The organism is Pseudonocardia thermophila, from assembly GCF_900142365.1.
Lineage (GTDB): Bacteria > Actinomycetota > Actinomycetes > Mycobacteriales > Pseudonocardiaceae > Pseudonocardia > Pseudonocardia thermophila.
On the sequence record NZ_FRAP01000003.1, the window covers coordinates 56725 to 71123 of the forward strand.

Here is a 14399-nt window from a genome sequence, read left to right on the forward strand (position 1 = left end):
GGTGATGCCGGGTTCTTCCGCCGACTCCTGCCCTGATGCCGCCGCGAGCCTCGGTCCTGCGTGACGTGGCGCGCCGCGGCTTGTCCGCGCGAGCATCCGTCTGTTACAAACTGAGATGTCCTGAAGGGATATCTGTTACAAAAGAGGTCATGATCGTGCCGCCGCTCCGCCGACCGATGCACCTCGCCGCGTTCGTGGAGGGCGTGAACCACACGACGGCCTGGCGGGATCCCCGTGCGGGCGACCAGATGGCGTTCTCCTCGTTCGCGCACATCGCGCGCACCGTCGAGCGGGGCAGGTTCGACTTCCTGTTCCTCGGTCAGGGCCTGCGCATGCGCGAGCGCAACGGGCAGCTGTTCGAGCTGGACATCGCCGGGCGACCGGAGTCGTTCACGATGATGTCGGCGCTCTCCGACGTCACGACGCACCTCGGCCTGGCCGTCACGATCAACACGACCTTCACCGACCCGGTCGACATCGCTCGCTCGTTCGCCACGCTGGACCACCTCTCCGGTGGCCGTGCCGCGTGGAACGTCGTGACGTCGTCGGACGCGTTCACCGGGGAGAACTTCCGCCGGGGCGGCTACCTCGACTACCGCGACCGGTACCGCCGGGCGAGCGACGTCGTCGACGCCTGCCGCGCGCTGTGGGCCGGTGGCCCGGTGGACCGCGCGGACGGGCTGGCCCCGGTGCGCGGCGTCCTGTCGGTCCCGCCTCCGCCGCAGGGCCAGCCGGTGATCATCCAGGCCGGCGACTCCGCGGAGGGCGTGGCCTTCGGCGCCCGCGTCGCGGACATCATCTTCTCCCGCCACTCCGCCCTGCCCGACGCGATCAGCTTCCGCGCCGATGTCGACCGCGCCGCCCGCGCCGCCGGGCGCGAGCCGGGGGACCTACGGGTCCTGCCGATCGCGCGGATCGTCCTCGGCGACACCGCCGAGGAGGCGGCCGAACGCGCCCGTGAGATCGGGTTCGCCCAGGTCGGCCCGCAGCGGGCGCTGGCGTTCGCCGAGCAGGTGTGGGGTCGCGACCTCAGCGGGTTCGACCCGGACGGGCCGCTGCCGGACTTCGACCCGGTCCGCCCGGAGACCCCGCTGCTGCAGGGCCGCGTCCAGTCGAAGGCCGACCCCGCGGCCGTCGTGGCCCGCTGGCGGGAGCGGGCCGCCGAGGAGGGGCACACCCTGCGCAGCCTGATGGTCGCCGAGTACGCGGCCCCGACCTTCGTCGGCACCCCGGCCGAGGTGGCGGATGCGATGATCGACCGCGTCGCAACCGGCGCCTGCGACGGCTACGTGCTGGGCACCCACCTCATGCCGGGAGGGTTCGACGAGATCGTCGACCGGGTCGTTCCCCTGCTGCAGGAGCGCGGGGCGCTGCGCACCGACTACACCGGCGCCACCCTGCGCGAGCACCTCGGGCTGCAGGCGTGTCCCGGCTCGCGCGCCGCCGTCTGAGCCTCGCCGCTCGTCCCCCTGATCCGCTTGCCCACACCAGTCCCGGGAGATCCATGTCCACCTCACCCGTCCGCCGCGTCACCGGTCGCGTCCTCACCGCCGGGGCAGCGTTCGCCGCCGCTGCCCTCGTCGCGGCGTGTTCCGCGGGTCCCGCGACGTCGACCGCCTCCGGCGCTCCGCAGCCGGGCGGTGTGCTGCGCGTCGGTCTCGCGGCCGACCCGGTCTGCCTCGACCCGCAGCAGAACGGCAACGCGGCCTCGATCAACATCTCCCGGCAGGTCGTCAACGGGCTGACCGACCTCGATCCGGAGACCGGCGAGATCACGCCGTGGCTGGCCGAGTCGTGGGAGGTCTCGCCCGACGCCCGCACGTTCACCTTCCACCTGCGCGAGGGCGTGACGTTCTCCGACGGCACCCCGCTGGACGCGCAGGTGGTCAAGGACAACCTCGACAAGGTCGTCACCCTCGGTGCGGCGACGTCGCTGGTCACCGGCTACCTCAAGGGCTACGCCGGCGCGACCGCGGTCGATCCCCGCACGGTGCGGGTGGAGTTCTCCGAGCCGAACGCGGGCTTCCTGCAGGCCACGTCCGTGGTGCAGCTGGGGATCGTCGCCCCGTCGACCCTGCAGAAGTCTGCGGAGGAACGCTGCCAGGCCCAGAACGTGATCGGGTCCGGGCCGTTCGTCTTCGACACCTACACCCAGAACGTGTCCACCACGCTGACCAAGCGGCCCGGTTACGCCTGGCCGAGCGCGGTGGGCGAGCACGCCGGTGAGGCCTACCTGGACCGCATCGAGTTCAACGTGATCGCCGAGTCCGGCGTGCGCACGGGCTCGCTGCAGTCCGGCCAACTCGACGTGATCACCGACGTGCAGCCGGTCGACGAGCAGCTGCTCGCCTCCGGTGGCGCGACCGTGCTCTCCCGCGCGAATCCCGGCGTCGACAACACGCTGTTCGCCAAGGGCACCTCGGCGTTCGCCTCCGACGCGGCGGTGCGGACCGCGCTGCAGAAGGCCGTCGACCGCCAGCAGCTGGCGTCGGTCCTCGGCGCCAGCCACAAGCCGGCGACCTCGATCCTCGCCGCCACCACCCCCGGCTACGTCGACGAGAGCGTCCTGCTGGCCGCCGACCCGGCCGGGGCGGCGGCCGCGCTCGACGCCGCCGGCTGGGTGCCGGGCCCGGACGGCATCCGGGTCAGGGACGGGCAGCGGCTCGCCCTCGACGTCATCTACCTCTCCAGCGTCGCGACCAACCAGACCGTGCTGGAGCTGCTGCAGCAGCAGCTGCGCGACGTGGGCATCGAGCTGGTGCTGCGGCCGCTCTCCGTCGCCGACTACGTGACCGCGGCGAAGGACCCGGCGGTCAACCTCAGCTTCGGCAACTTCACCCGGCCCGACCTGGACGTGCTGCGCACGACGTTCTCGGCGAAGGCGTCCAACGCCGCCCGCGTCGACGACCCCGAGCTGGAGGAGCTGCTCGACGGGCTCGCGTCCACGGCCGACGCCACCGCCCGTGAGGCGCTCGGCGCCCAGGCCCAGAAGCTGATCCTCGAGCGCGGCTACGGCATCCCCGTGTACGAGCTAGCGCAGGTCACCGCCGTCGCGCCGGGTGTGGACGGGGTGCGCTACGAGTCGTCGTCGCGGCTGATCTTCTTCGACGCCTGGAAGGCCGCGCAGTGAGCGACGGCGAACCGCGCCGGCTGCACTTGGCGCTGTCCGCGGGCATCGCCGGGACGTCGCAGGGCGCGTGGCGGCGCCCGGACAGCCGCAGCGAGGAGTGGGGCACGGTCGAGTACATGATCGACCTGGCCCGGGCGACCGAGGCCGCCTGCTTCGACGCCTTCTTCCTCTCCGACCTGTCCTCGCCGAACCGCGAGCTGGCGGCGGTGCAACCGCCGTACCTGTTCTTCGAACCGCTCACGCTCACCGCGGCGCTGGCGCGCGAGACGAGCAGGATCGGGCTGATCGCCACGGCGTCCACGACCTTCCACGAGCCGTACAACCTGGCTCGCCAGGTGGCGACCCTGGACCACATCTCCGGTGGCCGGGTCGGTTGGAACGCGGTGACGTCGAGCATCGGCGAGCAGAACTTCGGCCGCCGCCCGTGGCCGGACCACGCCGGGCGCTACGCGCGCGCCGAGGAGTTCCTCGACGTCGTCACGAAGCTGTGGGACAGCTGGGAGGCCGGCGCCGTCCTGAACGACCGGGAGGCCGGTCGGTTCGCCGACATCAGCAAGATCCACTCGATCGACCACGAGGGCGAGCACTTCGCGGTGGCGGGTCCGCTCAACGTCACCCGCACCCCGCAGGGGCGCCCGGTGATCGTGCAGGCCGGGTCCTCCGACGCCGGGCGCAACCTCGCCTCCCGGCACGCCGACATGGTGTTCACCGCGCAGCAGGAGCTCGACGGCGCGGTGGCGTTCCGCACGGACATCCGCCGGCGCGCCGAGGGCTTCGGCCGCAGCCCGGACGAGGTCGCGGTGATGCCCGGCATCTGCCCGATCGTCGCCGAGGACGCGCGCTCGGCCCACGAGGTGCAGGAGAGCCTGCTCGACCTGATCGACGAGCCGACCGCCCTGGCCCGGCTCGCCGACCAGCTCGGCGGCGCGGACCTGTCCGGGCTGGACCTCGACGAGCCGATCCCGCCGGAGCGGCTGCCCGAGGTCGTCTCGATCGAGCGGCGGCGCAGCCGGTACGCGGTGTTCCGCCGCCTGGCCGTCGAGGAGCGGTGGACGCTGCGCCGGCTGATCCGCCACGAGGCCGCCGCCTACGGTCACGGCGTGGTCGCGGGCTCGGCCGAGCAGATCGCCGACCGGCTGCAGGAGTGGTTCGAACACGACGCCGCCGACGGGTTCGTCGTGATCCCGCCGTACCAGCGCGGGCTGGAGCTGTTCTTCGAGCGCGTGGTGGCGGAGCTGCAGGACCGCAAGCTGTTCCGCACCGAGTACGAAGGCACGACGCTGCGCGAGCACCTCGGGGTGCCGGTCCCGAAGAACCGGTGGACGTCATGACCGCCCTCGCCGGACTGCCCGAGGGCTACGTCGCGCGCGAAGCGCACTGGGACGACCCGGACGTCGTCGCGCTGCGTGCCGCGATGGGCGCCGAGGTCATGCCCCTCTACGCCGACGACGACCTGTCGCAGCAGAAGGTGTCGCCGCCCAGCGCGGACGACGTGATCGTCACGCTGGCGCTCTCCGCGGGCGACGGGCCCGCGGTCGCCACCGCCTCGCTCGTGCGGGTCGGCGAGTTCACCGAGCTCAAGCGCGTGATGGTGCTGCCGGAGCACCGGCGCAAGGGGCTCGCGTCGTGGCTGGTCGCCGCGATCGAGGACCACGCGCGGCGGCTCGGACTCGACCGGATCGTGCTGCAGACCGGATTCCGCCAGACCGGAGCCATCGCGCTGTACGAGGCCTCGGGCTGGACCAGGATCCCCCCGTTCGGACCGTACGCCGGCGACGAGGTCGTCAGCGTGTGCTTCGCCAAGGAGCTGCGGGATGGCTGACTTCGTGCTGGGCATCGCCCTGCCCGGCCCCGGGGCGCACCCGGGTGCGGCGCGGGTGCCGGGGCCCGCCCCGACCGACGCCGCGGCGCTGCGCGCGCTCGCGACCGCCGCCGACGCGGCCGGGGTCGACCTGCTCGTCGCCGAGGACCCGGCGACCGCCCCGCCTGGGTCGGTGCGGCTCGACCCAGCGGTGCTGCTGGCCCGGCTGGCACCGGCGACCCGGCGGATCGGGCTGGTCGCCCAGGCCGCCGCCGGCTACACCGAGCCGTTCCACGTCGCGACGGCGCTGGCCACGCTCGACCACATCAGCGCCGGCCGCGCGGGCTGGCTGCTGGGACCGGCCGGGGAGGCAGAAGCCGCGCTGCACGGCGTGCCGGTCCGCCCGGAGGCCGAGCTGGCCGAGGACACCGAGGACGTCCTGGCAGTGGTGCGGGCGCTGTGCCTGAGCTGGGAGCCGGACGCGGTGATCCGCGACGTCGCCACCGGCCGCTACCTGGACCGCAACCGGATCCACCACGTGGACTTCACCGGTCGGTACTTCTCGATCACCGGGCCGTCGATCACGCCGCGCTCCCCGCAGGGGGTGCCGCTCACGCTGGTCCGGGCGGGCAGCGGGCTCGACGGCGACCTCGTCCTGGGCGACGGGCCCGGCCAGCTCGCGGAGCTGGTCGTCACGCTCGGCGCCACTCCGGCCGACGCGGCGCGGCTGCGGACCCGCCTCGACGGGTGCACCGCGGGGGAGGCCGGTTTCGTCGGCACCCCCGAGGAGCTCGCCGAGCACATCGTCGATCGGTACAGCCACGTGCGCGGGGTGATCCTGCGCCCGGCGCACACCGCGCTCGTCGCGCCGCTGGTCGCCGAGGCCGTGGTGCCGGCGCTGCGCCGCCGCGGGGTGCTGCCCGAGCAGCCCGCCGAGGCCCCCACGCTGAAGGAGCGACTGCTGCGGGAGTCCGTCGCCCCATGATCCCGTACGTCGGGCGCCGCCTGGCCCAGGCGGTGCTGGTGCTGTGGGCCGCGTACACGGTCACGTTCGGCCTGCTCTACCTGCTGCCCAGCGACGCCGCCGAGATCATGGCGGCGGGCGGGGACGCGGAGGCGACCGTCGATCCCGCCGCGCTGGAGCGGTTCCGGGCCCGGTTCGGCCTCGACCGGCCGCTCTGGCTGCAGTACGTCAGCGCGCTCGGCGGTGCGCTCACCGGCGATTTCGGGGTGTCGGTGCGCAGCGGACGCCCCGTCGTCGACATCATCGCCGAGGCTTTCCCGCCCACGCTGGCGCTGACCCTGGCGGGGCTGGTCGCCGGTGCGCTGCTCGGCCTGCTGCTCTCGCTCGCGGCCACGCTGCTGCCCGACGGACGCCTCCAGGCCCTGCAGCGGTTCCTGACGTCGCTGCCCGCGCTGGGCATCGCGATCCCGACGTTCGGCGTCGGGCTGGTGCTGCTGCAGATCGTCTCGTTCCGCTGGGGGCTCCTGCCCGCGTTCGGCGATGCCGGCCCCCGCGGGCTGATCCTGCCGGTGCTCGCGCTGAGCCTGCCGATCGCCGCGGTCATCGCGCAGCTGCTGATCAGCGGCATCCACACGCAGAGCAGCCAGGAGTACGTGACGACGGCGCGCGCGAAGGGCGTCGGCCGGCTGCGGCTCCGGCTGGCGCACGTGCTGCCGAACGCGCTGCTGCCGGCGCTGACGATGACCGCCGTCCTCACCGGTGAGCTGCTCGGCGGCTCGATCATCGTGGAGACGGTGTTCTCCCGCCCCGGCCTCGGGCGCATCGTCGTCTCCGCGGTGACCGCGCAGGACCTCCCGCTCGTGCTCGGCCTCGTCACCACCGGCGCGATCGTGTTCGTGCTGGTCAACCTGCTGGTCGACGTGGTTCATCCGCTGCTGGACCCGAGGGTGGGGTGGCGCCGTGCCTGACGCCCTGCTCGACCGCGCTGCCCGCTCCGTCCCGGCCCGCGCCGCTGCGCTGCGCACGCAGCCGGGACTCGTCGTCGCGCTGCTGACGCTCGCACTGGTGCTCGGCTGGGCGCTGCTGCCCGGGGTGTTCGCCTCCGGCGACCCGCTGCGCGCCGATCCGGCCGCCCGGTTGCTCCCGCCCGGTCCCGGGCACTGGTTCGGCACCGACGAGGTGGGCCGCGACCTGTGGACCCGCGTGGTGCACGGCACCGCGCTGTCGCTGCAGGCCACGCTGCTCGCCGTCGGGGTCGGGCTGCTGATCGGCTCGATCGTCGGCGTGATCGCGGGCTACGCCGGCGGCTGGGCGGACAGCCTGCTCATGCGCCTGGTCGACGTGCTGCTCGCCATCCCCGGTCTGCTGCTGTGCCTGGCCGTGCTCGCCGCGCTCGGCCGCGGCACCGTCGAGATCGCGGTGGCGGTCGGCATCGGCAGCGTCCCCGGGTTCGCCCGCGTGGTCCGGGCCGAGGTGGTGCGCATCCGCACGGCCCCCTACGTCGAGGCGGCCACCGCCAGCGGCGTGCGGACGCTGCGCGTGCTGACGTCGCACGTGCTGCCGAACGCCGCCGGTGCCGTGCTCGCCGTCGCCGGGCTGCAGATCGGCACCGCGGTGCTCGCCGTGTCCTCGCTGAGCTTCCTCGGCTTCGGCGCGGTGCCGCCCACACCGGAGTGGGGGAGCCTCGTCGCCGCGGGCCGCAACTACCTCGCCACCGCCTGGTGGATCTCCGTCCTGCCCACCTCGGTCGTCGTCGCCACCGTGCTCGCGGTCAACCGCGTCGCCCGCGCGTACGCCCGCCGCTGATCGGAAGGAACCTCCGTGGCCGCACCTCCCCGGCTGTCGACGCTCGCCCGCCGCCTGCCCGCCGCCGTCCGGTCCACCGGCGTGCTGGATCCCCGCGTGCCCGACTCCATCCCGCTCCTGGGCGGGAACCCGGCCGCCGACGCGCTGCCCGCCGCCGAGCTCGCCACCGCCACCGCCGAGGTGCTCGCCGAGGGCGGACCCGCGCTGCGCTACTCCGATCCGCGCGGCCTCGAACGGTTGCGCGGCTGGCTCGCCGGCCGCGAGGGGGTGACACCGGAGCGGATCGTCGTCACCAACGGCGGGCTGCACGGCGTCTCCCTCGTCGTGCAGGCGCTGCTCGACCCGGGCGAGGAGATCGTGGTCGATGATCCCGTCTACCCGACCACGCTGCGCGTGCTGCAACTCGCCGACGCCCGCCCCGTGCCGGTGCCCGTCGGGCCGGCCGGGCTGGACGTGGAGCGCCTGGAGCGGCGACTGGCCGACGGGCTGCGGCCGCGGATCGTCTACACGGTCGCGGACTTCCAGAACCCGACCGGCACCGTCCTCGCGGGGGACGCGCGCACCCGGCTGGTCGAGCTGGCCGAGCGGTACGGCTTCGTCGTGCTGTCCGACAACCCGTACCGGATCAGCCGGTTCGCCGGCACCGACGTGCCCGATCTGCCCGCCGCCAGTGAGCGCGTCGTCAAGGTGTCGACGTTCGCCAAGTCGCTCGGGCCGGGGCTGCGGCTGGGCTGGCTGGTGCTGCCCGAGTGGCTCGTCGAGGCGGTCGTCGCGCTGCGGACGCGCACCGACCAGCACCCGTCGTCGCTGGTCCAGGCCGCGATCGCGCGGCTGGTCGACGGGACCGGGGTGTTCGAGGCGACCACCAAGCGGCTCGCCGAGCTGCACGGCCTGCGGGCGAACGCGCTGGTCGCGGCCCTGCGCGAGCGGCTGGGCGACGTGCTGGAGGCCGAGCGGCCCGACGGCGGCTTCTTCGTGTGGGCCCGGCTGCGCGAGGGCGCACCCGATCTCGACGCGCTGCACGCCGCGGCGGCGGCGCACGGGACGAGCTTCTCCCGGGGTACCTCGTTCGCCGTGCCGGGCGGCGGCGAGCACCGGGACCGGATCCGTCTCGGGTTCTCCGACCTGCCCGAGGCGTCACTGCGCGAGGCCGTGGACCGGCTCGCGGCGGCCGTGGAAGAGGTGCGGCGATGAGCGTGTCCCTGTCGGTGCTGGACCTGGCCTGCATCCCCGAAGGGGGCACGGCCGCCGACACCCTGCGCGGGGTCGTCGAGCTGGCGCAGGTCGCCGAGCAGGCGGGCTACAAGCGGTACTGGATCGCCGAGCACCACCTGACCACCGGGCTCGCCGCCTGCTCTCCCGTCGTCACGATGGGCGCGGTCGCCGCGAACACCTCGCACATCCGCGTCGGCTCCGGTGCGGTGCTCACCGGGCACCGCACCGCGCTGTCGATCGCCGAGGACTTCTGCGCGCTCTCGTCGTTCCACCCGGGCCGGATCGACCTCGGCATCGGCCGGTCCCCGGGCCGCGGCCGGGCGCCGAGCTCCGACGACCCGGGCGCCGAGCAGCGCACCGCCCGCATCGTGGGCGGCGTGTACCTGCCGGCCCCGTTCGACCGGAAGAGGATCACCGGCACGGCTCGGTTCGCCGCGGCCCGGGAGCTGCTGCAGCAGCGGGAGGCCCTCGCCGACCCGTACCCGGAGCAGATCGGCGCGATCCTCGCGTTCCTCGCCGACACCTACACCGTGGACGGCATGCCCATGCCCGCGCTGCCCGGCGGCGCGCAGGAGCTGGAGGTGTGGCTGCTCGGCAGCACCGGCGGGGAGAGCGCACGGGTGGCCGGCGAGAACGGGCTGGCGTTCTGCGCCGACTACCACATGAACCCCGCCCACGTCCTGGACGCGGTCGCCGCCTACCGGGCCGCGTTCCGCCCGTCGATGCACCGGGACCGGCCCTACGTCGCCGTCTCCGTCGACGCGCTCGTCGGCGCGCCGGAGGACGTGGAGCGAGCGGCGGCGCAGCGCAAGGAGTGGCTGCGCCGGCAGCGGGCAGGGCAGGGGATCACCCCGTTCCCCGACGACGCCGCCGTCGCCGCGCACCCGTGGACCGTCGCCGACGACGAGCTGCTCGTCGACCGCATCGGCATCCACCTCGCCGGGGACGTCGACGAGGTCGTGCCGCGCCTGCAGTCGCTGGCCGCGCTCACCGGGGCGGACGAGCTGGTCGTCATGACGCTGGCGCACGATCCGGCGGTGCGGCGGCGCTCGTACGAGCTGCTCGCGAAGGCCTGGGAGAGCGGCTAGGCGACGGACCCGTCGGGGTCGGCCACCTCGGCGATCACCTCGGCGAGCTGGTTGACCTGCGCACCCCCGCCGTCGGGCAGCAGGCTCGTGGGCACCCGGATGTAGGGCCGCGGCGGGGTGCCGAACCAACACGGCGCGCCGGGCCCGGAGACGACCCCGACGGAGGCGAGCCGCTCCACCGCGTCCTCCTCGGAGTGCACGGGCACCCAGATGATCAGCCCCTCCTCGCCGTCGACGTGCACGCCGTGGCGGGCGAGCGCGGAGACGAGCGACCCGCGGCGGGACCGGTAGCGCCGCCCGGCCCGAGCCACGTGTCGGGCCGTCACCGGGTCGGTGAGCAGGTGGGCGAGCGCGTTCTGCAGGATCCGGCTGGTCCACACCCCAGCCATGCCGCGGGCCAGGTTGACCGCCCTGATCAGCGGCTCCGGCCCGGCCAGCACCCCGGTCCGCAGGTCCAGCCCGAACGCCGGCGTGTACGAGCGCACCTTCAGCACGCGCCCGGGCAGCTCCGCCCCCATCGACGGGTCCGGGTCGCGCAGCAGCGGCCCGAGGTTGTCGTCCTCGAACACGATCACGTCGGGGAAGTCCCTCAGCACCGCGACCATCTCGGCGAGGCGCCGCTCGGTGACCCGCAAGCCGGTCGGCACGTGGCCGCGCAGCTGCACCACGAACGCGGTCGCGCCCGCCTCGAGCGCCTTCCGCAGCTCCTGCGGCTGAGGCCCGTGCGCGTCCCACGGGACCTCCAGCACCGGCACCCGCCGGTGGTGCAGCAGCGTGTGCACCCGCGGGGTGGTCGGCTGCTCGAGCGCGATCGGCCCGCCGCGGTCGGCCAGCACGCTGATCGCGAGGAAGCTGGCGTGCGACCCACCTTCGGTCGACGTCCACGCTTCCGGCTCGAACGGCCACGTCCTCCGCACCGCCCGCAGCAGCTCCGGCGTGAGGTAGGCGAAGTCGTGCGCGTGCAGCCCAGGAGCGCGCAGCCCCGCGTTGATCGCCTCGTCGAGCGGCGGCAGCAGCGCCGGATCGGGCCCGCCGTCGCCGAGGTGCGTGGTGATCACCCCGCTCGCGGTGTGCAGGTGGCTCATCCCGCCCGGATGGACGACGAACGTCCCGCGCCGCCCGGCCGAGCGCAGCACCCCTGCCCGCGTCAGCTGGTGCCACGCCTCGCTCACGGTGGTGGGGCTGACCTGCAACTCCGCCGCGAGCGCCCGGATGGTGGGCATGCGTACCCCGGCGCGCAGGACACCGCTGTCCACGGCGCGGCGGATGTCGTCGGCGATGCGGGTGGCCGTGCGGCCGGTGATCCGGGCGGCGAGCGCGGCCGCGGTGGGCCCAGAGCTGCCAGCCCCGTTCACCTTCCCGCACTCCGTCCGTCGCACGATCACCGGTGCGGGCCCGACCCTACCCGCCGGCGCTCAGCGCGCCGCGGTGACCAGGCGCCGGCCGATCACCGCGAGGATCACCAGCAGCACCGCCGTGAACCCGATCAGCGCGGCCTGCACCGGCACCAGCTGCACGGCGAGTCCGAGGCCGAGCACGGGCACGGACAGCCCGACGTAGGCGGCGAGGAACAGGCCGGCGAGCGCCTCACCACGGGCCTGCGGCCTGCTCACCGAGAGCACGATGCCCATGGCCGTCTTGAAGCCCGCGCCCGCGCCGCTGCCCGCGATCACCCCGCCGATGAGGAAGAGCGGGAGATCGGGCAGCTGGACCGCGACCGTCACGAGCACGAGCCCGAGCACGAGGGCGGTCAGGCCGAAGCTGGCCTGGTGGCGCGCCGGCGACCGCGACAGCAGGATCTGCGCGAGCGCCGCCCCGGCGAACACCACGAACGTGGCCCCGCCGGCCAGCGCGTGCGAGTCCTGGTGCAGCACACCGGCGAGGAACGCCGGCGAGAGCGAGGTGAACAGGCCGAACACCGCGAAGTACACCAGCACCGCCGCAGAGGCCGCGAAGTAGCGGCCCCGGCCCTCCCGCGGCACGGTGACCTTCTGCGGCCGGTACTCCATCCGCCACGGTTCGACGGTCTCGGGCACGAGCGTCAGCCCGAGCGCGGCGATCACCAGCAGCACCTGGAACACCAGGTACGGCACGTGCAGGGGTGCGGTCACGTACTGCGCGAGCACGCCCGCGACGAGCGCGCCGACGCCGATGCCGCCCAGGTTCGCCGCTGTCGCGACGACGTCCACCCGGGTGCGCCCCGAGCCCGGCCGCGCGGCCATGTGCAGCTCCGCCAGGTGCGCCGTCGCCGTCGCCGTCAGCATCCCGACGCTGACCCCCGACACGAACCGGGCGACGAGCAGCGCGGGCACCGACGTCCACTCGAGGAAGATCAACCCCGCGAGGATGTTCACGAGCACCGCCGGCACCAGGATCCGTCGGCGGCCCACCCAGTCGGAGACGTGGCCCGCGAGGAAGAGACTGGCGAGCACACCGACCGCGTACACCGCGAAGATGATCGTCGTGGTGAACGGACCGAAGCCCTGCTCTGCCTGGTAGAGCACGTAGAGCGGCGCGGGCACGGCCGAGAACGCCATCGTCACCGCGAACGTGAAGGCGACGATCCAGAAGCCCCGGTCGTGCGAGCGCGATCCGCCGACCGCCTCGTCCGGGACCGTCGAGGCTGAAGTGGTCACCGAAGGTTCCTCTCCCGTCAGAGCACTCCCGTCAGAGCACTGTCGACGTCCACGCTCCGCCACCGGATCGATCGCGTCCAACGAATGTTTCTGCACGCTGCTATCACTCATCTAGATTGGTCGGGTGGAGCTGCGTCAACTCGCCTACTTCGTCGCGGTCGCTGAGGAGCTGAGCTTCACGAAGGCCGCCCGCCGGTTGCGGGTCGTCCAGTCGGGCGTCTCCACGGCGATCCGCGCCCTGGAGCGGGAGGTCGGCGCCCAGCTCTTCGTCCGCGACAGTCGGCACGTCCGCCTGTCCGACGCCGGCGCGGCGATGCTGCCGAACGCCCGCGCTGCCCTCGCCGCCGCCCGAGCCGCGCACGACGCCGTCGCCGCCCAGCACGGTGAGCTGCACGGCTCGGTCGTGCTGGGCAGCATGCACTCGACCCCGGGTGTCGACGTGGTCGGCGTCCTCGGTCGCTTCCACCGCGCCCACCCGGCTGTGCAGGTCCGGGTCCAGTTCTCGATGGCCGGCTCGCGGGGCCACGTCCACTCCCTCCTCGAAGGCACGATCGACCTGGCCGTCGTCTCCTTCCCGCGGCGCCCACCGGCCGGTCTCGTCATCGAGACCCTCGCGGCCGAGCCCCTCCACCTCGTCTGCGGCCCGGACCATCCCCTCGCCGGCGCCCGAGCGGTGCGCCTCGACGACATCGCCGACGAGAACTTCGTCGACTTCCCCGAGGGCTGGAGCACCCGCGAGATCGTCGACCTCACTTTCGACCGCCACGGCCTGAGCCGGCGCATCCCGCTCGAGGTCCCCGACTACGCCACGGCCGTCTCCCTCGTCCGCCAGGGCCACGTCCTCGGCTACCTCCCCGCCAGCGCGATCCCCGACGACGCCGACCTCGTCGTCCTCCCCGTCACAGGAGAGCAGCCGACGTGGAGGGTCACTCTCGCCACCTCGGCCACCCGCCCGCTGACGAGGCCGGCGCTCGCGCTCATGGCGGAGCTGCGCCGCTCCGCGCAGGAAGTCCCGTGATCCCGGCTCGCGGTGATCGGGGTTCCGGTCGTCGTTTCCTCCTCGGTCGTTCGGTGACGCCGACTTCTTCTGCGCGGTTGTGGAAGGCGCGGTAGCCGTTGCCGTTGGTGGGCTGGTCGTGCCCTCGTCTTCGTGGCGGGTGCGGTGGTCGATGGGGTGGATGGGGGCGTTGCCGTGCGGGGTGGTGCAGCGGCCGGCGTCGCGGGTTGTGGTGATCGTGGTGAGGGGTCTGCGGAACCCGCGGCTGTGTAGCTGTCCGCCGATCACGACGCCGGTGGTGACGACGCGGCGGATGGTCGTGGTGGCGTTGCCGTCGGTGGGCAGCGTCACCGGGATGGGGCTGTAGCCGGGATCGGGCGCGGGGATCGGCGAGTGGGGGTGAGGAGGGCTTCGGCTTCGACGTCGTCGGGATCGGTGATCCCGCGCGCGATCAGGGCGTCGACCAGGGCGTGGCCGGCGGCGAGCATCCTCTCGTCCTGTCGCGCCACCGCCGCGTCGGCGTGTTGGGTGCCGACCGCGGATCCACCGAAGACCTCATCCAACGAGGCGGGTGCCGCGGCTCTCCTGTCCTGGACGTAGCGGCGGGCACCGACGATCTCCGGCACGCCCGAGGGCTCGCCCGAAGCCACGCCGGCTCGGCGGTGAGGGTGTACCGGAACGTGGCTCTCCTGTCATGGCCCGGCGAGGGGGTGGCCTTCCCGCCCGGATCACCCCACCCCCCGTCCGCGCTCGATCGCGGGC

General features: G+C 74.0%; 13 protein-coding genes. 10 read left to right on the forward strand and 3 right to left on the reverse strand.

What is annotated here, in order from left to right; all coding sequences use genetic code 11:
* Positions 1 to 149 precede the first annotated feature (149 nt).
* Genes BUE41_RS04700 through BUE41_RS04740 form a run of 9 tightly spaced genes read left to right on the forward strand, consistent with a single transcriptional unit; the run spans position 150 to position 10004 of the window.
* The gene (locus BUE41_RS04700) at positions 150 to 1451 is read left to right on the forward strand and encodes an LLM class flavin-dependent oxidoreductase (protein WP_073455628.1); all 1302 of its coding nucleotides are present in this window, start codon (positions 150 to 152) and stop codon (positions 1449 to 1451) included.
* Positions 1452 to 1504: 53 nt separating this feature from the next.
* A complete protein-coding gene (locus tag BUE41_RS04705; protein ID WP_073455629.1) occupies positions 1505 to 3130 on the forward strand; it encodes an ABC transporter substrate-binding protein in 1626 nt (541 codons plus the stop codon).
* Complete coding sequence (locus BUE41_RS04710) at positions 3127 to 4461, forward strand: LLM class flavin-dependent oxidoreductase (RefSeq protein ID WP_159444856.1); 1335 nt, start codon at positions 3127 to 3129, stop codon at positions 4459 to 4461. Before BUE41_RS04705 ends, BUE41_RS04710 begins: the two co-directional genes overlap by 4 nt.
* Entirely contained in the window at positions 4458 to 4952 is a 495-nt protein-coding gene (locus tag BUE41_RS04715) for a GNAT family N-acetyltransferase (RefSeq protein ID WP_073455915.1), read from the forward strand. Before BUE41_RS04710 ends, BUE41_RS04715 begins: the two co-directional genes overlap by 4 nt.
* Positions 4945 to 5916, forward strand: coding sequence for an LLM class flavin-dependent oxidoreductase (locus BUE41_RS04720; RefSeq protein WP_073455630.1), 972 nt, complete (start codon positions 4945 to 4947; stop codon positions 5914 to 5916). Before BUE41_RS04715 ends, BUE41_RS04720 begins: the two co-directional genes overlap by 8 nt.
* A complete protein-coding gene (locus BUE41_RS04725) occupies positions 5913 to 6863 on the forward strand; it encodes an ABC transporter permease (protein WP_073455631.1) in 951 nt (316 codons plus the stop codon). Before BUE41_RS04720 ends, BUE41_RS04725 begins: the two co-directional genes overlap by 4 nt.
* The gene (locus tag BUE41_RS04730) at positions 6856 to 7701 is read left to right on the forward strand and encodes an ABC transporter permease (RefSeq protein ID WP_234996964.1); all 846 of its coding nucleotides are present in this window, start codon (positions 6856 to 6858) and stop codon (positions 7699 to 7701) included. The genes BUE41_RS04725 and BUE41_RS04730 overlap by 8 nt, the downstream gene beginning before the upstream one ends.
* Positions 7702 to 7716: 15 nt before the next feature.
* Complete coding sequence (locus BUE41_RS04735; protein WP_073455632.1) at positions 7717 to 8895, forward strand: aminotransferase-like domain-containing protein; 1179 nt, start codon at positions 7717 to 7719, stop codon at positions 8893 to 8895.
* A complete protein-coding gene (locus BUE41_RS04740; RefSeq protein ID WP_073455633.1) occupies positions 8892 to 10004 on the forward strand; it encodes an LLM class flavin-dependent oxidoreductase in 1113 nt (370 codons plus the stop codon). Before BUE41_RS04735 ends, BUE41_RS04740 begins: the two co-directional genes overlap by 4 nt.
* Here BUE41_RS04740 and BUE41_RS04745 read toward each other — a convergent pair.
* Positions 10001 to 11359 carry an aminotransferase class I/II-fold pyridoxal phosphate-dependent enzyme gene (locus BUE41_RS04745; protein WP_159444857.1) on the reverse strand — a complete coding sequence of 453 codons (1359 nt, stop codon included), beginning with the start codon at positions 11357 to 11359 and terminating at the stop codon, positions 10001 to 10003. The two genes, BUE41_RS04740 and BUE41_RS04745, sit on opposite strands and share 4 nt — an antisense overlap.
* Positions 11360 to 11419: 60 nt before the next feature.
* The gene (locus BUE41_RS04750) at positions 11420 to 12640 is read right to left on the reverse strand and encodes an MFS transporter (RefSeq protein ID WP_073455634.1); all 1221 of its coding nucleotides are present in this window, start codon (positions 12638 to 12640) and stop codon (positions 11420 to 11422) included.
* Between the two features lie 124 nt (positions 12641 to 12764).
* Between BUE41_RS04750 and BUE41_RS04755 the strand changes: the two genes are divergently transcribed.
* Complete coding sequence (locus tag BUE41_RS04755; RefSeq protein WP_073455635.1) at positions 12765 to 13658, forward strand: LysR family transcriptional regulator; 894 nt, start codon at positions 12765 to 12767, stop codon at positions 13656 to 13658.
* Positions 13659 to 13984: 326 nt separating this feature from the next.
* On the opposite strand, the gene BUE41_RS04765 is transcribed toward BUE41_RS04755, so the two are convergent.
* Positions 13985 to 14287 carry a hypothetical protein gene (locus tag BUE41_RS04765; protein ID WP_073455637.1) on the reverse strand — a complete coding sequence of 101 codons (303 nt, stop codon included), beginning with the start codon at positions 14285 to 14287 and terminating at the stop codon, positions 13985 to 13987.
* Positions 14288 to 14399 lie beyond the last annotated feature (112 nt).